The 18,277-nt window shown below is 50.9% G+C and carries 15 protein-coding genes and 1 pseudogene; 7 read left to right on the top strand and 9 right to left on the bottom strand.

The window, feature by feature from the left end; genetic code table 11:
• The first annotated feature begins 46 nt into the window (after positions 1-46).
• The gene (locus tag L3556_RS05450; protein ID WP_277866292.1) at positions 47-1,180 is read left to right on the top strand and encodes a cob(I)yrinic acid a,c-diamide adenosyltransferase; all 1,134 of its coding nucleotides are present in this window, start codon (positions 47-49) and stop codon (positions 1,178-1,180) included.
• Positions 1,181-1,368: 188 nt separating this feature from the next.
• On the opposite strand, the gene L3556_RS05445 is transcribed toward L3556_RS05450, so the two are convergent.
• The 5 genes from L3556_RS05445 to L3556_RS05425 form a co-directional block, all read right to left on the bottom strand.
• On the bottom strand, positions 1,369-1,677 hold the full coding sequence (locus L3556_RS05445; protein WP_277866291.1) for a DUF5132 domain-containing protein: 309 nt from the start codon (positions 1,675-1,677) through the stop codon (positions 1,369-1,371).
• 159 nt (positions 1,678-1,836) lie between these two features.
• Complete coding sequence (locus L3556_RS05440) at positions 1,837-2,568, bottom strand: DUF928 domain-containing protein (protein WP_277866290.1); 732 nt, start codon at positions 2,566-2,568, stop codon at positions 1,837-1,839.
• 327 nt (positions 2,569-2,895) lie between these two features.
• Positions 2,896-3,498: a superoxide dismutase [Fe] gene (gene sodB, locus L3556_RS05435; RefSeq protein ID WP_277866289.1), complete on the bottom strand. Its 603-nt coding sequence runs from the start codon at positions 3,496-3,498 to the stop codon at positions 2,896-2,898.
• 128 nt (positions 3,499-3,626) lie between these two features.
• Positions 3,627-4,493 (bottom strand): Tab2/Atab2 family RNA-binding protein, encoded by an 867-nt coding sequence (locus L3556_RS05430; RefSeq protein ID WP_277866288.1) that lies wholly within the window; start codon positions 4,491-4,493, stop codon positions 3,627-3,629.
• Positions 4,494-4,669: 176 nt separating this feature from the next.
• Positions 4,670-7,012, bottom strand: a complete 2,343-nt coding sequence (locus L3556_RS05425) for a diguanylate cyclase domain-containing protein (RefSeq protein WP_277866287.1) — start codon at positions 7,010-7,012, stop codon at positions 4,670-4,672.
• A 185-nt stretch (positions 7,013-7,197) separates the two neighbouring features.
• Here L3556_RS05425 and L3556_RS05420 point away from each other — a divergent pair, with 185 nt between their 5' ends.
• The 6 genes from L3556_RS05420 (at position 7,198) to ahcY (ending at position 14,830) form a co-directional block, all read left to right on the top strand.
• Positions 7,198-7,662 carry a nucleoside deaminase gene (locus L3556_RS05420; protein ID WP_277866286.1) on the top strand — a complete coding sequence of 155 codons (465 nt, stop codon included), beginning with the start codon at positions 7,198-7,200 and terminating at the stop codon, positions 7,660-7,662.
• 203 nt (positions 7,663-7,865) lie between these two features.
• On the top strand, positions 7,866-8,501 hold the full coding sequence (locus L3556_RS05415) for a peroxiredoxin (RefSeq protein WP_277866285.1): 636 nt from the start codon (positions 7,866-7,868) through the stop codon (positions 8,499-8,501).
• Positions 8,502-8,676: 175 nt separating this feature from the next.
• Positions 8,677-11,178: a phenylalanine--tRNA ligase subunit beta gene (gene pheT, locus L3556_RS05410; RefSeq protein WP_277866284.1), complete on the top strand. Its 2,502-nt coding sequence runs from the start codon at positions 8,677-8,679 to the stop codon at positions 11,176-11,178.
• Positions 11,179-11,302: 124 nt separating this feature from the next.
• Positions 11,303-11,932 (top strand): DUF3727 domain-containing protein, encoded by a 630-nt coding sequence (locus L3556_RS05405; RefSeq protein ID WP_277866283.1) that lies wholly within the window; start codon positions 11,303-11,305, stop codon positions 11,930-11,932.
• 29 nt (positions 11,933-11,961) lie between these two features.
• The gene (gene glgA / locus L3556_RS05400; RefSeq protein ID WP_277866282.1) at positions 11,962-13,377 is read left to right on the top strand and encodes a glycogen synthase GlgA; all 1,416 of its coding nucleotides are present in this window, start codon (positions 11,962-11,964) and stop codon (positions 13,375-13,377) included.
• Positions 13,378-13,540: 163 nt separating this feature from the next.
• Positions 13,541-14,830 carry an adenosylhomocysteinase gene (gene ahcY / locus L3556_RS05395; RefSeq protein WP_277866281.1) on the top strand — a complete coding sequence of 430 codons (1,290 nt, stop codon included), beginning with the start codon at positions 13,541-13,543 and terminating at the stop codon, positions 14,828-14,830.
• 3 nt (positions 14,831-14,833) lie between these two features.
• Here the strand turns inward: ahcY and L3556_RS05390 are convergent, their stop codons facing one another.
• The 4 genes and pseudogenes from L3556_RS05390 to minD form a co-directional block, all read right to left on the bottom strand.
• Complete coding sequence (locus L3556_RS05390) at positions 14,834-15,736, bottom strand: alpha/beta fold hydrolase (RefSeq protein ID WP_277866280.1); 903 nt, start codon at positions 15,734-15,736, stop codon at positions 14,834-14,836.
• A gap of 87 nt (positions 15,737-15,823) precedes the next feature.
• On the bottom strand, positions 15,824-16,906 hold the full coding sequence (gene mazG, locus L3556_RS05385; RefSeq protein ID WP_277866279.1) for a nucleoside triphosphate pyrophosphohydrolase: 1,083 nt from the start codon (positions 16,904-16,906) through the stop codon (positions 15,824-15,826).
• 237 nt (positions 16,907-17,143) lie between these two features.
• Positions 17,144-17,413, bottom strand: a pseudogene (gene minE / locus L3556_RS16230) (cell division topological specificity factor MinE); the annotation flags it as partial.
• Positions 17,413-18,213 (bottom strand): septum site-determining protein MinD, encoded by an 801-nt coding sequence (gene minD / locus L3556_RS05375; protein ID WP_277866277.1) that lies wholly within the window; start codon positions 18,211-18,213, stop codon positions 17,413-17,415. The pseudogene minE and the gene minD, both read right to left, overlap by 1 nt.
• Positions 18,214-18,277 lie beyond the last annotated feature (64 nt).

Here is an 18,277-nt window from a genome sequence, read left to right as displayed (position 1 = left end):
CACAGCCTTTGCCCTTGGTTTTCCCCTAACTTCATCCCACAGCTTTATGACACGCCCAGGTATCGGTATTCAAACGGCCCAGATTCGTCCCGAACGGATGATGGGTCAACTTCATATCTACGATGGGGCTGGCAAAGGAAAATCCCAGGCAGCCCTAGGGGTGGTACTTCGCTCCATTGGCTTAGGAATTGCCTCTGCTTGGCCAACACGAGTGTTATTACTGCGATTCCTGAAGGGGCCCGGCCGTACCTATGCCGAAGATGCAGCGATCGAAGCCCTCCAGCGGGGATTTCCCCACTTGATTGATCAGGTACGAACCGGGCGGGCTGATTTTTTCAATGCGGATCAGATCACTAAGTTTGATCGCCAGGAAGCCCAGCGGGGTTGGGATATTGCCAAGGGGGCGATCGCCTCAGGGTTATATTCAGTCATTGTTTTAGATGAACTCAATCCAGTTTTAGATTTGGGACTCCTAGATATTCATGACGTGGTGAATGTTCTCCGCCGCAAACCGGAGCATTTAGAAATCATCTCCACGGGGCGCGGTACCCCCCAAAGCCTGTTGAATATTGCCGATCTCCACTCAGAAATGAAACCCCATTTCCACCCCACGGCGATAGATCGGGGCATAGAAGGGATTGAAATCTATACGGGAGATGGTAAGGGTAAATCGACCAGTGCCCTCGGCAAAGCTTTACAGGCGATCGGCAAAGGCATTAGTCGAGATCAGTCCCATCGGGTCTTAATTATGCAGTGGCTCAAAGGGGGGAAAGGCTATACAGAAGATGCAGCGATCGCCGCCCTCAAGGAAAGCTATCCCAATTTAGTGGATCACCAACGCTGTGGTCGGGATGCCATTGTTTGGCGGGGTCAACAGCAGGAACTTGACTACATTGAAGCAGAACGAGGTTGGGAAATTGCTCGGGCCGCCATTGCCTCCGGGATGTATAAAACAATTATTTTAGATGAACTCAACCCCACCGTTGATCTAGAGCTATTGCCCGTCGAGCCAATTTTGCAAACGTTTCTACGCAAACCCCGAGATACGGAAATTATTGCCACTGGTCGCTGTAAACATCCCCCGGCCTACTTTGACCTAGCCAGTATTCATTCAGAAATGATTTGTCATAAACACTATGCCGAAAAGGGAATTGATCTCAAGCGGGGCGTAGATTATTAAAGACAAGTAAAATTCAGGATAATAAAAGATTAAAGAGGGGAAAACCAGCGTAGTTTCAGGTGAATCATGACTGCACACGGGGGCGATCTTGATCGCCCTTAACAACAGGGTGCGCTGAAAAGCCCCATGCTCCCTCAGTGACCAGAGGTGAGCAAGACAAGGATTTCCCAGCGCAGCAGCACCCACTACTAACTAATCGTGACTTCCCGAGGTTCATTCTCTTCAGTGGCAGATTTTGTTTCTACCATTTCCGACTTGGCTTCGGCAACTAGATCCTGAAAAGACTCACTGGCCTCGGCAACCGCCGTTTGCGCCTTCTCGTAGGTATCAAAGGCCCAGACCAACCCTGTTTTTGCCGCATTGCGGGCTTGCTCGGTGAGATTATGGCCGGTCATCGAGTCTACGGCACCGACGACTGGAGCCACGGCCACTGCTCCTACTCCCAAAGCCAACACCGTGAGTGGTTCTAAACCCAGTAATAACGCTTCAAACTCCATTCCGTCGAATCCTCCAGCAGCAAATTAGGGACATGCTTATATCGACCTGATCATAGCAAACCTGCCTGGCAATGCAAGGTCTATGTATGCAATCGTTTCCACTGTCCCCCTTATGCACATACTGGGGCATCAACTGGAACCTGCCTCAGCATTTCCTGGTTATTGCAGCAAGGGTTCCTGGGCGATCGCCTCTAGGCCAACGGCTCCAAGGATCCCTTGCCATTCAGTCCGCAGCGTATCATTCGTGGGATTGGTTTGCTGTAACTCGGCCAAGATAGTCAGGGTTTCGTACCAGAGTCCGGCATCCACTGCCGCGCCAAGACGCTCCTGCGGGTTTTGGGATGCCAGCTTATTGGCCATGGCAGAATTCAACTCGACTCGTTCGATGGTGCCACTTACAGAAACAAAGCTGGAGGGATCATTGGAATCACACATCAATGTAAACGACCAGTTATAGTCTCGACCCGGATCTAGGGCGAGGACGGGCTGAACCTGCATCACTCCAGCCTTTCCAGGCAGTTTTAAAATGTCGGTGCTAATGACGGTATTGGTATCAGGATCGCTGATCACTAACTCCGCCTGCTCTGCAATAGTGGATGGTACAAAGATAAAGAGGTGGGGGTTTGAATCCGCAGTTTGTCCCAGATTGGTAGAGGGCAACAGGGCGGTTAAACGCTGCTCTCCCGAAATACAATTGCTACGGGTTGCTCCCCCAAAACGACTGCCCGGGGCACCACGATTGGGAAGGTTGGCCCGAAGCCGAGCGGCTAAGCTGCTGCTTGCCTGAGCAATCAGGGTTCCATTGGATTGATGGGCCTGGGCAATGGACAGGGGCAGTAGGGGCAAGCTCAATAATAGGAGTCCGGGTACTAGCGAGGGAAAACGGCGCATTTGATTTGTCTCCAATGGATTCACTGATTCCTCCAGAATACCCCTTGTCACGGTGGGGTACTGTGTTGTCTGTCGCCTTTGCCCAGTGATGATTCCCCACAGATCATCGTGTCCCAGATCACACAATATCCCATGCTTTTTAGGTCTGCAAAATATAAAAAAGAAATAGATCAAACACTACTCCTCAGTTGGAACGGTGCTGATCTATCCCCTATTTGAATTTTTACCACCCGTATTACCGGGGAGTACGACTTGGAAGCTTCTGTACCTTAATGAACTTACCTTTGAAGCTCAAGGTTGAAAAGGCTGATGAGTCCGCTTAGGGTTCTAAGCAGAGGCTAAATTCTTGGAAACAAACTCCCAGTTCACCAATTGATTGAGGAAATTATCAATAAAGTCGGGACGACGATTTTGGAAGTCCAGATAGTAGGCATGTTCCCACACGTCTAAGGTCAAGAGGGGAACTTGGCCATGAACCAGAGGATTTTCGGCATTGGCGGTTTTAGTAATTTTTAAGGTTCCTGCTTCGGAAACAAGCCAAGCCCAGCCACTCCCAAATTGGGTTGCAGCAGCGGTCTTAAATTGGCCCTTAAACTCGTCATAGCTACCAAAGGCACTATCAATTCGAGCCGCTAGTTCACCCGTGGGCAGTCCGCCACCACCGGGCTTGAGACTATTCCAGAAAAAGGTATGATTCCAGACTTGAGCCGCATTATTGAAAATACCACCCTTGGTTGGGTCACTAAAGCTAACCCGAATCACATCCTCTAGGCTTTTGTCTGCCAATTCGGTGTCTTGGGTCAGTTTATTGAGGTTATCAACGTAGGCCTTGTGATGCTTACCATAATGAAATTCAAAGGTCTCGGCAGACATGCCGTAGGGTTTAAGGGCAGCAGGATCAAAAGGTAAGGGGGGTTGCTGAAATGCCATAGTGTTCTGTTACCTCTCTAGCGATGATGAGGGTTCGTCAAAATTATCCGGCCTTAGGAGTCCGCATTCAGGGAATACTTACCACCATAGACATTGGCCGGGCAGAGTATATTTACAATTCTCAATAATTATACCATTGACCGCCCCGGTTCCGGGAAATCAAACTCCTTCAAGGGTTTTAACAGCCATAGTCCGGTATAGGTGACTCCCGTATCATCCGGTTGAATGAGGAGAAAATGCAGCCCTTGACTCAACTCTAATCGTTGATTAAAAACCTCACCACTTTGGACAATGTCGCTATTAACAAAGGTTAAGAAGACCCAGCGATCGTGGAGACCGCTATGCAATATCACACCACTGGGATCGGACTTGACAAATTCTAAGCGATAGGGAACCTGCTCTTGAAACCAACGGGCTAATCGCAGCGATCGCTGGCCACCGTAGAGGACAATGCCAGGTATTTTAGTGTCCGGTGCTAAACCCAAGTGACTGGGTAATAAATCCAGTTCAATGGACAAAATGGGAATGGGATATTCAATGAATTGCTCTAGTTCAGAGGCATTGAGGGCCGCAAAGCACCATCCTTCTCCCCAGAGATGATCGGGTAGGGGCAGGGGCGGCGGTTGTAGTAAGTAGGTGGGCTGATAGACCTCGCTGGTATAGGTGGGGAGGGTGGGATAGAGGGCAGCCCGCTCTTGGAGCCATTGTTTAAGGGTAGCCGTGCGGCGGGTGGCTTCTAGGGGAATGTTTAAGACTTGGCAGGCGGACTCCACGAGATTGAGACTCTGGGGACGAAAGAGTTGGATTCGCTCTGGCAAGGTATCACTACAGTGAAGAAATTGCTGGCAAAGCCACTGGGCACTGACATCGGGTTGGGGACAAAAGGCCTGGTGGCGAAATTCACCATCGGGACTGCAAATTAATAGTTCCCACAGGCGATCGCCCCCTTGATTCTGAAGGGGACGTTGATAAAAATCTACCTGCCACAAAGTCATTTTCTCTTCAAAAATCTGTGCAAAGTTCTATTCAAATATATTCTGTACCCTTGATCTCAAAAGTACTCTTAGAAACTACGCTGATTCCCTAGAAATTATGCCCAGAGCGTTGCCGTTCCTAGCTTCATAAGATTAACTGAAGCCGGATTAACTGAAGCCAGATTAATTGGAGGATGTCACAGAGTTTGGGCAATAGAGCGATCGCGGCCTTCAGCCTTAGCTCGATAGAGGGCCTGATCCGCAACGGCCAGGAGATCATCGGGGCCATGTTCGGCTTGGGGAATGGTGGTGGCAATGCCAAAACTCAAGGTCAGGTAAGGGTTAATGGTACTGGGACGATGGGGAATATGTAGCTGTGCTAGTTCCTGCTGGAGTTGATGAACAACTTCAAGGGCCCCCGCTTGTTCGGTATTGGGCAGTAATAAAACAAATTCTTCGCCGCCAAAGCGGGCCGCCATATCCCCCGGCCGCCGCAGATGGGATTGGAGCAACTGGGCCACTTGTTTGAGGGTCTCGTCCCCTTGAATATGACCATAGTGATCGTTATAGTCCTTAAAAAAGTCAATATCAATCATCACCAGAGTCAGGGGAGTCTGTTCCCGCAGGGCGCGCCGCCATTCCTTCGGCAGTAGTTCATCAAAACAACGCCGGTTTTTAATTTGGGTGAGACCATCAATAAACACCATCTGTTGCAGTTCTTGATTTGCCGCCTCTAGGTTACGGTATAGTTCGGCTTGCTGAAGGGCGAGGGCCAGGGGTTGGGCAATTTGCTGGAGGAGCAGCAACTCTTCCCGAAGCCACAGCCGGGGGGATTGGCAATGGTGGGCAATCAAAAGTCCCCAGAGATTCTCCCCCTGGAGCAGGGGAACGACTAGGTTGGCTTTTACCTCTAGAGAAATCAATAAGTTCCGATGGCATTCATTCAGAAGGGCTTGGTAAACGTCACTAATGGTAGAGGTATGACCCTTTTGATATTTAAGGGCGGTTCCCTTCTTAAAACAAGGATCGTCAATGATTCGCCCCATAATGGAATACTTGGGGTCTGGGGTGCATTCCACTTCCACAACACCGCTGCCATCACTTAAGAACCGATAGATCATCACCCGATCGCACTGGAGAACCGCCTGAACGTCAGTGACGGCCTGTTCCCAAATATCTTCGAGGTGAATGGATCGGCGAATACTGAGAACGATTTTATTAACGAGCATTTCTCGCTGTAGCGTCAGATGGAGGGTCTCTTCGGTGTGTTTCTGCTGGGTAATATCAATTAAAATTCCACTCAGGTTCTCCCCGGTGGATTCCAACTTGCCCCGATCCTGGAGCCAGCGAAAGGATCCATCCTTATGGCGAATCCGAAACTGCACCTCAAAGGAACGCTCTTGACTTACGGCTTTGGTAATTTCAATTTCTGCCGGAGCTAAATCTTCCGGGAGAATCAAATCCCGGAGAGATTTTAGTTCCTTGGGTGAGTACCCCGTCAGATCATAGATATGCTCACTTAAGTAGGAATGATACCAATGGCGATCGCCACTGCGGCGATAGACGGCTGCGGGTAAGTGGGCAATCAAGGTATTGTAGCGCATTTCACTTTCGGCGACTGCTACGGTCAAGGATTGCTGGCGTGAAAGTTGCCACCGTAATTCTGCCGTTGCCTGATTGAGTTCCCGCCGAAGAAGCTGAATGAGTCCATCGGCTTCCCCAGCATCAATGGCAGCCAAAATATTCGTTTGCGTCACCAGCCCAGCCAAATTGCCCTGGTCATCAACAATGACCAGACGACGGATATGATGCTCCTGGAGTAAGGCATGAACCTGCCAAAGGGAACGCCCCACCGGTAGGGTCAATACGGGTTGACTCATGATTTGGGTCAGGGGGACACCTGTCCAGTCCGGTAGCCCGATGAAGGCATTTAATACATCCCGCTCGGTAATAATCCCTAGGGGTTTTGCCCCGGTTGCGGTGACATCCACAATCACCAAACAGCTAATCCCCTGCTCGGCCATAGCCGTTGCGGCATCGGAAATGGTTTGCTGGAGCGAGAGGGTGGCGACCTGGGTGACCATGACCTCTTCTACCCGTTTAATCCGTAACAGATCAATGGGATTTAGGCTATTCCGAAAGGCTTGGCGACTGAGTAGTCCTTCAATTTGCTGGTGCTGGTTGACAACGGGTAAGCAGTCAATTTGATAATGGCGAAATTTATCGAGAATATCCAGGGGATGATCTAGATCTACTAGGGTTAAACAGCGATCTCCGGACTGCATAATATCCCTAGCCTGGAGCGTGGAAATGCCTCCATCCGGACTGTTTTTGCTTCCCCCTTGGGCGATCGCCTTGACAACTTCCCGCTCTGTAATAATGCCAACGAGTAATCCCTGCTCTAAAACAGGTAAACCAATATTTTGCTGATCATAGAGAAGCCCAATGACCTGCTCAAAACTGGTATCAACATTAACCGTTAGTGGCTCTTGCAGGACAACGGATTGGAGTTTTGCCTGACCTAAAACATCAAAATTCATTTCAAGGTTCACAAAGGGAAAACATATAGAAATATTAAGAAAATCTTTGACAATAAAAATAAATCTATCCACTTTATTATCGCACCTGGGAATACCGAAATTTGATTTCCTAGTGCTCAACCCATAGGCCAAGGTCTGAAGATTGGGGATAATCAATTTAGGCTTTTTTATCAAGTTTGTTTATTTTGTTTCAAGATCATAAGGATGTCCTCGCTATGGATGAATTTATGGCTGCGGCGATCGCCGAGGCCCGTCAAGGTTTAGCGGAAGGGGGAATTCCCATTGGTTCTGTACTGGTCAGAGATGGGGTCATTCTCAGCCGTGGGCACAATAAACGGGTTCAGGATGCCGCTCCGGTCATGCACGCTGAAATTGATTGCCTCCATAATGCCGGTCGAGTGGGCCACTATCGGGGCACTGTCCTCTATTCCACTCTGATGCCCTGTTATCTCTGTGCTGGAGCCGTTGTCCAGTTTGGAATTAAAAAAGTCATTGCCGGAGAATCCGCCACATTCCCTGGGGCCCGGGATTTTATGGAAAGCCATGGGGTAGATGTGATTGATTTAGATTTAGGGGAATGTAAGACCCTGATGGCAGAGTTTATTCAACGTCAGCCCCAACTGTGGCAGGAAGATATTGGTGAACTTTGAGGCACATAGCCCATCCCATCCCTAGTGCCCTGTTTTCTGTAACAATGTCCGGCATCCCCGTCAGGAATATTAACGTTTCCGATAGGATTCTTCATATTCATCCGGGTAAATTTTGATTTCCTCTATATTCCGACCGAGAAAGGAGTGTTTGTGGCATGATGAATGGGTAATCTACGATGCATTATTCAATATAGGAGTTTGCTATGACCCTCAGACTTGGGGATGTCGTGCCCAACTTTACGCAGTCGTCCTCCCAGGGCGAGATCAATTTCTATGATTGGGCTGGCGATAGCTGGGTTGTGCTTTTTTCCCATCCGGCAGACTATACTCCGGTTTGCACCACAGAGCTTGGGGAAGTTGCCCGTCTCAAGGACGAATTTGAGAAACGCAATGTCAAGACCATTGCCCTGAGTGTGGATGGTGTTGAGTCCCACTTGGGTTGGATCAAAGATATTGAAGAAGTGGGAAGTGTCAGTCTTAACTATCCCATTCTCGCGGATGAGGATAAAAAAGTGTCGGATCTCTACGACATGATTCACCCCAACTCCCTCAATAATCTCACTGTACGCACCGTGTTCATTATTGACCCCCACAAGAAACTCCGCCTGAGCCTGACCTATCCCGCCAGCACCGGCCGCAATTTTTCTGAGATCCTGCGGGTGATTGACTCCCTGCAATTGACGGATAACCACAGTGTTGCCACCCCGGTCAACTGGCAAGATGGCCAAGACTGTGTGATTGTTCCCTCCATCTCCGATGATGTGGCAAAAGAGAAATTTCCCAAGGGTTTCAATCCCGTGAAGCCCTATCTCCGGATGACTCCCCAACCCAACAAGTAGGCTACCTGCGGCACGCGGCATAGTATTGATATCCGTGGGCAACTTAGCCACAGTGCTAACCCTCTGATCCCTCAATTTTTTTCTGGGGGATTGGGGGGAATCCTTGTCGAGGAGCCAAAAACAAGGCTAGGCTAAAGAATAATTTCACATTTTAGAATTTTAGAGTGGGTTGCCAATGCGCGTTTCCCTCAATTGGTTACGGGAATTAGTAGCCATTGATTTAGAACCAGAGGCTTTGGGCGATCGCCTCACTCTGGCCGGATTTGAAGTAGAAGAGATTGAAGATCGGCGCACCTGGGCGGAGGGCGTAGTCGTGGGAGAAATTCTCGACTGCGATCGCCACCCCAATGCCGAAAAACTACAGGTGTGCCAAGTGGATGTGGGGCAGTCGGAACCCTCTACTATTGTCTGCGGTGCCCCCAATGCGGCCGCTGGCCTCTACGTTCCCGTGGCCTGTCCTGGGGCAATCCTAGGCAAAATTGATCTGAAAATTCGCCCAACTAAACTACGGGGAGTCCTATCCCAGGGGATGATTTGCTCCTTGGCGGAGTTGGGTCTGGCCAAAGAATCCGCAGGCATCCATATCTTTGATAATGAGGAAAATCAACGGCAGGTGGGTGAGGATGTGCGCCCTATTCTTGGTTTAGATGATGTGGTTCTAGACCTAACCTCCACCGCCAACCGTGCCGATGCCCTGAGTATGGTGGGGATTGCCCGGGAAGTGGCGGCCCTAACGGGGGGAAAATTAAGTATTCCCAGCGTGATCCCGCCCAGAATTAAGAAATCTGCCCGCCTCAAGTCGATCCAGATTGCCGTGGACTCTCCCCAAGTCTGTCCCGCCTATCTGGGGACGATGATCAAGGATATTAAGGTTGAGCCGTCTCCCCTTTGGCTTCAGCGTCGCCTGGAAACCGCAGGGATTCGACCCATTAATAACGTTGTTGATATTACCAACTACATTCTTTTAACTTGGGGGCAGCCCCTCCATGCCTTTGATGGCGATCGCTTAAAAGCTTTAGCGGGTAAGGATTCCCTCACGATTGGGGTTCGTCCTGGCCGTCCCCAAGAAACCCTAAAGACCCTAGATGGTCAAAATCGCACCCTTTGTCCTGAGAATCTCCTGATCACGGCCAATGATCAACCCGTTGCCCTAGCCGGTGTGATGGGGGGGGAAGCCACGGAAGTCCATGATGGCACCACCACCATTTTCTTAGAAGCTGCCCTCTTTGGTAGTGCGGCAGTGCGGAGATCGGCCCGCCACCAGGGATTACGCAGTGAAGCCTCGGCCCGGTATGAGCGGGGGGTCAATGCCGCCGAACTGGAAGCGGCCTGTAACGATGCCTTGGCTCTAATACAGATTTTCGCAGGGGGAACAATTCAGCAGCAAGTGATCTTTGATCAACGCCCCAACCTGGAACGGGTGATTCAATTACGCCTAGAACAAGTTCATCGCCTTTTAGGGCCCATCGATCGCCCTGGGAGTGATGGCGAGGATGGGGTAGGGGATATGGACGATCTAGAGCCAGAAGAGGTGACTCAGGCCTTGACGGCCCTTGGCTTTGGTGTGAAACAAGAAACCGAAACCAAATCTATCCCCGATGTTTCCCCGATCTGGCAGGTGACGGTTCCCCCTTACCGCCATCGAGATATTGAGCGGGAAGTGGATCTCATTGAAGAAGTGGCGCGGCTCTACGGCTACGATCGCTTCATTGAAACCCTACCCGATCAAGGGGAACTGGGCTACCTCCCCATTGAGTACACCCTACTGCGGCAGATTCGTAGCGTGTGTCGCGGGGCCGGACTCACAGAACTGATGCACTATTCCTGGGTCAAACCCGGACAAAGCCAAGACACCCAAATTACGGTGGTAAATCCCCTTGTGGCGGAGTTCTCTTCCCTGCGAATGGATTTAGTTACTGGTCTGGTGCAGGCCTGCCGCTACAACCTGGAGCAGGGCAACCCACCCCTCAATGGCTTTGAAGTGGGCCGGGTCTTTATCAAGGATGAGGATGGCCTGTGGGAGAGCGATCGCCTCGGTGGCATTATCAGCGGCGATCCCTGGCAGGGGAAATGGCTGCGGCCGTCCCAAAAACAGCAACCCCTTTCTTGGTTTGAGGCCAAAGGCATTTTAGAAAGTATCTTTGCACGACTGGGCCTAGGGGTCGAATACCAGCCCGATTGCCGAGATGAACGCTTCCATCCGGGCCGAACCGCCTCGTTGTGGCTCCAAGGGGAACGCTTAGGTCGCTTTGGCCAACTCCATCCCCAATTTCGCCAGGATCAGGACTTGCCGGAAGCCGTCTATGTTTTTGAGCTAGACATCGAAGTTCTGCTGGATAACCTGCTGCAAAACCAGGCCCGGCAACAGTTTCACAGTTTTTCCACCTATCCCTCCGCAGATCGGGACTTAGCACTCTTTGCCCCCCGGTCCCTTGCCGTTACGGATTTACAGCGCACCATGGTGAAAGCAGCGGCGGGTCAAGGCTCCCTACTTGCCTCCATTGAACTATTTGATCAGTACGTAGGGGAAGGGGTTCCTGAGGGTCAACGTAGCCTGGCCTTTCGCCTCTGTTACCGAGCCAGCGATCGCACCTTAACGGATGCCGAAGTGAATGCTCAGCATCAGCAAATTCGGGATGCCTTGCAGGAAAAATATGGACTCACCCTCCGTAGTTAAGCCACGGAGCTAAACTAAGCACCTAAGCCAAGGAATAATGTGGGCCTATCGCAGGTACCCACCTCATGTTATGCTCCAAAGCCAGAGGGAAATAGTTCCCCATTGTTCAATCCAACACGCTGGCATGGGTTCTAATAATCTCGGCAGTAACAACACGGGCAGTTTCGAGTGGGACGATGACGATCTTGATCTCGATCAGGGTCAAATCACCATTTACGATGATGATGGGCGATCGCTCGATTGCTTCGTGGAATTTAGTTTGACATTGCAGGGGCAAGACTACGCCCTCCTGCGACCCGTGGATTCTCCCGTGGAAATTTTTGCGGTCATTGCCGAAGACGAAGAGGAAGAAACCTTAGTTCCCCTAGATGATCCAGAGATTGATGTGGTCTTTAATACCGCCCAGGTGATTCTAGAAGAGCAAAATCTCACCCTCAAGCGAACGGCCCTGACCCTAACAGTGGAGGGAGAACTCCCTGAGGTAGAGCAGGATGATATTCTGAATGTTGAAGTGGAGTCGGAGGAGGATACTACCTTTGAGGAATACCAGCCCCTAGGGTGTAACTTCTTTTGCCGGGAACAGGAATACACCGTCTATACGCCCATGAGTCCCACCCTCTATGTTGCCCGTTTGCAGCCGGGTCAACAGCCGGAACTGCTCTCACCCCAAGATTTTCAACATATCCAGCCCCTCTTAGAAGAGCATTTAGTCGAGCACTTTGCTCACTTTAATCAAGAGGACGACTGGGAATAACCGTGGATTAGGATACTGCTAGGAGGATCATGCGAATTCTGTTTGTAGCCGCCGAGGCCGCCCCCTTGGCTAAAGTAGGTGGCATGGGCGATGTCGTTGGCTCTTTACCGAAAGTTTTGCGGCGCATGGGCCATGATGTCCGAATTTTCATGCCCTACTATGGGTTTCTCCCGGACAAAATGGATGCTCCCACCGAGCCGATCTGGACGGGCCATGCCATGTTTCAGACCTTTCATGTCTATGAGACCCTCTTACCGAATTCCGAAGTTCCCCTGTACCTTTTTGGCCATCCTAGTTTTATACCCCGTCGCGTCTATTCTGGGGATGATGAGGATTGGCGGTTTACCCTCTTTGCCAATGGGGCCTCAGAATTTGCCTGGAACCATTGGAAGCCGGATATTATTCATTGCCACGATTGGCACACAGGTATGATTCCGGTGTGGATGCACCAATCCCCGGATATTACCACCGTTTTTACGATTCATAATTTGGCCTACCAAGGGCCGTGGCGCTGGCGACTTGACCAAATGACCTGGTGCCCTTGGTATATGCAAGGTCATAACACCATGGCGGCGGCGGTTCAGTATGCCAATCGGGTGAACACCGTTTCTCCCACCTATGCGGAGCAAATTAAAACCGCTGAGTATGGCGAAAAGTTAGAAGGATTACTCTCCTTTATTAGTGGCAAGCTCTCAGGCATTCTCAACGGCATTGAACTAGAGATGTTTGATCCGAGTAGCGATCGCGCCCTAGTACAAAACTTTACCGCCGATACCCTTGATGATCGCAAGGCCAACAAAATTGCCCTGCAAGAAGAACTCGGTCTAGAAATCAATGCTGGCTCCCTCCTAGTGGGAATGGTCACTCGCTTGGTGGAACAAAAGGGTCTGGATTTAATCCTGCAAGTTCTGGATCGCTTTTTAGCCTATACCGATAGCCAATTTGTACTTTTGGGAACGGGCGATCGCTACTACGAAACCCAACTCTGGCAGATGGCCTCACGCTTTCCCGGACGCTGTAGTGTGCAATTGCTCTATAGTGATGTTCTTTCCCGTCGCATTTATGCCGGCTGTGATGCCTTTTTGATGCCCAGTCGATTTGAACCCTGTGGCATTGCCCAGATGATTGCCCTTCGCTATGGTTGTGTACCCATTGTGCGGCGGACAGGGGGCTTGGTGGATACGGTCTTCCACCATGATCCTGGGGCGAACGCGGGAACTGGTTACTGCTTCGATCGCTACGAACCCCTGGATCTCTACACCTGCCTTGTTCGTGCCTGGGAAGGATTCCACTATAAACCGGAATGGCGCAGCCTACAGCAGCGGGGCATGGCCCAAGACTTTAGCTGGACCCAATCTGCCCTAGCCTACAACAGTCTGTATAACTCCATGTATGACTTACCTGCGGATCATTTACCGACCCCAACCCTACATATTCCGCGTTAGGACGGAGATGTAAATCGGTCGGCATCGATTGCCCCGCTGCAATTTCTTGCTTCGCTTTCCGGGCTGCTGCGACTAGGTTACCCCGTGTCTGTTGGAATAAGGTATCCCTAAGATGCTTAGGGGTATAATGGGCAGGCATAAATGTTTTGTAGGAAAAGTTTACATGGTTGCTTCTGTCATTAAGCCAACCCCCAATACAGACCACGATATTAAAGACCTCAGCCTCGCGCCCCTCGGTAAGCAACGGATTGAGTGGGCTGGCCGTGAAATGCCCGTACTGCGCCAAGTAAGAGATCGTTTTGCCCAGGAAAAACCCCTAGCAGGTATTCGCCTCGCTGCCTGCTGCCATGTCACCACCGAAACCGCTAACTTAGCCATTGCCCTGAAGGTGGGGGGAGCCGATGCGGTATTAATTGCCAGTAATCCCCTCTCTACCCAAGATGATGTGGCCGCTAGCTTGGTGGTGGATCAAGGCATTCCCGTGTATGCGAAAAAGGGAGAAGATGCCGAAACCTATCTACGTCATGTCAATATTGCCCTGGATCACCGTCCCAATATCATTATTGATGATGGCTCTGATGTGGTGGCAACTCTGGTCAAAGAGCGTCAAGACCAGTTAAGCGACATTATTGGTACCACGGAAGAAACCACTACCGGCATTGTCCGGCTGCGGGCCATGTTTAAGGATGGGGTTTTAACTTTTCCGGCAATTAATGTCAACGATGCCGATACCAAGCATTTCTTTGATAACCGCTATGGGACAGGGCAATCCACCCTGGATGGCATTATCCGGGCAACCAATATTCTTTTAGCTGGCAAAAATATTGTTGTAGTTGGCTATGGTTGGTGTGGCAAAGGAGCCGCCCTCCGGGCCCGGGGTATGGGGGCAAATGTGATTGTGACGGAGGTGGATCCGATTCGGGCGATCGAAGCGGTGATGGACGGTTTCCGGGTGATGCCCATGGAGCAAGCAGCTCCCCTAGGGGATATTTTTATTACCGTTACCGGTAACAAGCATGTGATTCGGGCGGAGCATTTTACCGTCATGAAAGATGGTGCAATGTTAGCTAACTCGGGGCACTTTGATATTGAAATTGATCTGGCTACCCTCAAGGATTTATCCACCAGTGTAACAACGGTGCGAAACTTCACTGAGGAATACCGTCTCCCCAGCGGCAAGTCGATTATTGTCTTAGGTGAAGGGCGACTCATTAATCTGGCGGCAGCGGAAGGCCATCCCGCTAGTGTCATGGACATGAGTTTTGCTAACCAGGCCTTGGGCTGTGAGTACCTGATTAAGCAGCGAGGAGTTTTGACCCCTGGTCTACACCCCATTCCGACGGAAGTGGATCAGGAAATTGCCCGCTTAAAACTCCAGTCCATGGGGATTGGCATTGATACCCTCACCCCAGAGCAGGTGGAATACATGAATTCCTGGACATCGGGAACCTAGGTTCTAGGGGTTACTCAGATCCGTAGATATTTTCTGCAAATATTTGCGGATCAAACCAATCATCACCGCAGGACATTCTAGCTGGGGGGTTAGGCCCACATCCGGCAAAACCTGAAGGGATTGAATAGCTTGGGGATTGAGGCGTACCAAGCGATGGGCGATCGCCACCGGGGATAGCTGGGCCTTTTCACCCCAAACTAAAAACGTGGGTGTGGTCAAATCCGGTAGATAGTGACTCAGATCAAAACAGAGATCGCCCCGGACAAAGGCGAGGGCAGCAATGGCGGCTCCGTCTAGTTGGGCAACACGGGTATAGGCCTGAACCATGGCGGGGGTAATCCGTTCCGGTTGGGCAAACTGTTGCTGCTCCATAAACCGCCGCACCCCAAAGGAATTGGCAATGCCTAATTGGTAGAACCACTGATCAATGCCTGGCTGGGAGGCAATTTGGGCCAGTAGGGTACGGGCATAATCCGCCTCGAAATCACTTAAGCCGCTGGGGCAGGAGAGGATCAAGGCGCGAAATTTCTGGGGATGGGCGATCGCCACCCGCACGAGAAACGCTGCGGTCAACGAGGACGCAATCACAATGGCGGGTTGCCCCGGACTAAAGTGATCCAGTAATTCATCGAGATGGTCAAGATAATCTTTAATCCGATATCCATGGTCAGGGTGCTGGGAATCTCCCCAACCAATGAGATCTGGGGCATAGACCCCATGGGTGGCCGTAAAGGCCGGATAGACCTGGGCCCACTCATAACTGGAGGAACCCCCACCAAAGCCATGGATAAAAATCAAGGGGGATGGACTGGCGGCAGACTCCGGTTTCGGACTGTGGTAGTAATTGACACGCCCAAGGTGGGTGGTTACAGAATGCCGTTGGATATGATCTAGGATGGTGGACATCCGGCTGACAAACCTCGCAGTTACCCCTGTTTGCTCCTTTAGCTTAATCGGTAGATGTACCCTTAAGGCAATGTCGGAAATTTAGGGTCATGCATTGGGATCCGTCTGCCGCAGTTGGGCCTTGGCCTGCTGCCAAAAGTTGTCTAATTCCTCTAGACTATACTGCTCCAAGGGCTGGGCGATCGCCCCCTCAATGACTTCCAAGCGACGAATAAAGCGGCCATAGGAATCCTGGAGAGCCGTCACCGGATGTAAATGACACCAACGAGCCAAATTAATCACGGCAAAAAGCAGATCCCCTAATTCCGACTGTTGCTGATTGACATCCCCCTTCAAAAGGGCTTCTTGAAATTCCGCTAATTCTTCATAGAATTTTTCCCAGGCACCGCTAATATTAGGCCAATCAAGTCCCGATGCACTGGCTTTTTCGCCAATTTTCAGGCCAGCCATTAAGGGGGGTAAGGTGCGGGCGTACCGTCCTAATTTTTTACTGAGTAGGGTACTATTCGTTTCCCCCTGTTCTTCGGCCTTAATGGCATCCCATTGTTGCCGCACCGCCTCCGGTGTATCCGCTTCCCCATCAGCAAAGACATGGGGATGACGGCGAATCAATTTGTTGGTAATGCCCGTGGCCACATCTCCAAGGGTGAACTGCTGGGCTTCCTGGGCAATTTGACTTTGCAGAACCACCTGTAGCAGTAAATCCCCTAGCTCCTCGGCGATCGCCTCGACATCATTTTGACGAATGGCATCCACAACTTCGTAGGCTTCTTCAATCACGTAGGGGGTTAAACTTTCCGGGGTCTGGGCTAAATCCCAGGGACAACCTTGGGCCGGATCCCGAAGGTGGGCAACCACATCAATGAGTTCCTGAAGGGCATGGAGGATGGGACTTGGGGTAGGTGCAAGATAGATTTGACAGGGATAGGTCACTTCCAGGGATAGGGTGAGATTTTCCAGGGAAATTTGTTGAGACTGTCCTTCCCCATCAATCACCGTCACCAGGGTATCACTGCCATGAAATGTTGCCAAATAAGACCCCACCCCTTGGGCGATCGCCTCGTCACTAATTTGGATAATCAGACAGGTTTCCGCTAGGGGCAATGATTGCTCTAGCAGGGCCGCCGCAGTCACCACCTCAAGGGCAGGATTAGGTAGGGCAGAACTCATAGAAAGGGGGATATATCTGGCACAATTACCTATTAGTTTAATCGGTTCAGGAAACAAATCGTGGAACCGGATTCCTGGCTAGGGTTTTGTCTCCTCTGACTCCAGGATTTGCTCAAGGGGCGGTAGGTTCAAATCCACTGTGCCATCGGGTAACTCGGCGGCGGATTCGGGGATAGATGCTTCAGATCCGTAGGGTTCCGGCAGCGGTTCCGAACCAGGTTCGACGGACTGCAAAAACTCTTCCTCCGATACTTTCAGGCGGCGAATGGGTAAATTGGCAATCAGGGCCGTTGTCCGTTGATCTGATTCTAGGGACACCTCTAAGCCCTCTGGCTCTAATTCAACGTAGCGAGACACGACTTCTAAGATTTCCCGGCGCATATTCTCTAAAATCCCTGGACTCAAGGCGGTGCGATCGTGGGCTAAAACTAACTTTAGCCGTTGCTTTACCGCCACACGCGTTGGCGCAGATCGGGAAAAAATACGCTCGAGGAGATCACTTAGCATCACTTTGACCCAAATAGGCGACGAATGCGCGCAAAAACTCCACCACTAGCAGCATGGAGATCTAAAAACTCCACGGGGTCTCCCTCTAGCCGCCGGGCAATATTGGCAAAGGCCTGACCCGCTAGGGAGGGGGAATCAGAGAGTACCAACGGCTCCCCCTTATTGGTGGAGACAATCACCTTCTCATCGTCGGGGACAATGCCGATGAGGGGAATGGATAAAATTTCCTGGACATCTTCGACGGACATCATATCATTGGCCTCCACCATGGCGGGGCGAATGCGATTGATAATTAAATGGCTTTTACGAATACGGTAGGCTTCCAGTAATCCCACGACCCGATCGGCATCCCGCACGGCGGCAATTTCTGGCGTAGTCACCACCAACGCTTCCTGGGCCGGGGCAATAGCATTGCGAAAGCCCCCCTCAATGCCCGCAGGACAATCAATCAAAATATAGTCAAACCGCTTAGAAAGGGCCATTGCTAACTGACGCATTTGATCCGGGGTGATGGCATCTTTATTGCGACTTTGGGCAGCAGGTAATAGCACTAGTTGATTTTGGCGTTTATCACGGACAAGGGCTTGATCTAGGCGGCATTGGCCCGTCAAGACATCCATGGCCGTATAGACAATTCGATTTTCTAGCCCCAGTAATAAATCTAAATTCCGCAGGCCAAAATCTGCATCAATAAGAGCCACCGATCGCCCCAAACGAGCTAAGGCCATGCCCACATTAGCACTGCACGTAGTTTTTCCAACGCCCCCCTTGCCGGAGGTGACAACAATAATACGGCCCATAATTACGGATTGGGGAGAAAAGGTTTTGTGAAAGTACTCTAGAGGATAGTTTACCCTAGATGTT

Source organism: Candidatus Synechococcus calcipolaris G9 (assembly GCF_029582805.1).
Lineage (GTDB): Bacteria > Cyanobacteriota > Cyanobacteriia > Thermosynechococcales > Thermosynechococcaceae > Synechococcus_F > Synechococcus_F calcipolaris.
The sequence above is the reverse complement of the archived record's forward strand: the minus strand, read 5'-3'. Positions and strand labels throughout refer to the sequence as shown.

Excerpts from the sequence above, each read along its gene's own strand:
- L3556_RS05450 (WP_277866292.1), top strand. The coding sequence starts at position 47 with ATGACACGCCCAGGTATCGGTATTCAAACGGCCCAGATTCGTCCCGAA.
- L3556_RS05445 (WP_277866291.1), bottom strand. The coding sequence starts at position 1,677 with ATGGAGTTTGAAGCGTTATTACTGGGTTTAGAACCACTCACGGTGTTG.
- L3556_RS05440 (WP_277866290.1), bottom strand. The coding sequence starts at position 2,568 with ATGCGCCGTTTTCCCTCGCTAGTACCCGGACTCCTATTATTGAGCTTG.
- sodB (WP_277866289.1), bottom strand. The coding sequence starts at position 3,498 with ATGGCATTTCAGCAACCCCCCTTACCTTTTGATCCTGCTGCCCTTAAA.
- L3556_RS05430 (WP_277866288.1), bottom strand. The coding sequence starts at position 4,493 with ATGACTTTGTGGCAGGTAGATTTTTATCAACGTCCCCTTCAGAATCAA.
- L3556_RS05425 (WP_277866287.1), bottom strand. The coding sequence starts at position 7,012 with ATGAATTTTGATGTTTTAGGTCAGGCAAAACTCCAATCCGTTGTCCTG.
- L3556_RS05415 (WP_277866285.1), top strand. The coding sequence starts at position 7,866 with ATGACCCTCAGACTTGGGGATGTCGTGCCCAACTTTACGCAGTCGTCC.
- pheT (WP_277866284.1), top strand. The coding sequence starts at position 8,677 with ATGCGCGTTTCCCTCAATTGGTTACGGGAATTAGTAGCCATTGATTTA.
- L3556_RS05405 (WP_277866283.1), top strand. The coding sequence starts at position 11,303 with ATGGGTTCTAATAATCTCGGCAGTAACAACACGGGCAGTTTCGAGTGG.
- glgA (WP_277866282.1), top strand. The coding sequence starts at position 11,962 with ATGCGAATTCTGTTTGTAGCCGCCGAGGCCGCCCCCTTGGCTAAAGTA.
- ahcY (WP_277866281.1), top strand. The coding sequence starts at position 13,541 with ATGGTTGCTTCTGTCATTAAGCCAACCCCCAATACAGACCACGATATT.
- L3556_RS05390 (WP_277866280.1), bottom strand. The coding sequence starts at position 15,736 with ATGTCCACCATCCTAGATCATATCCAACGGCATTCTGTAACCACCCAC.
- mazG (WP_277866279.1), bottom strand. The coding sequence starts at position 16,906 with ATGAGTTCTGCCCTACCTAATCCTGCCCTTGAGGTGGTGACTGCGGCG.
- minD (WP_277866277.1), bottom strand. The coding sequence starts at position 18,213 with ATGGGCCGTATTATTGTTGTCACCTCCGGCAAGGGGGGCGTTGGAAAA.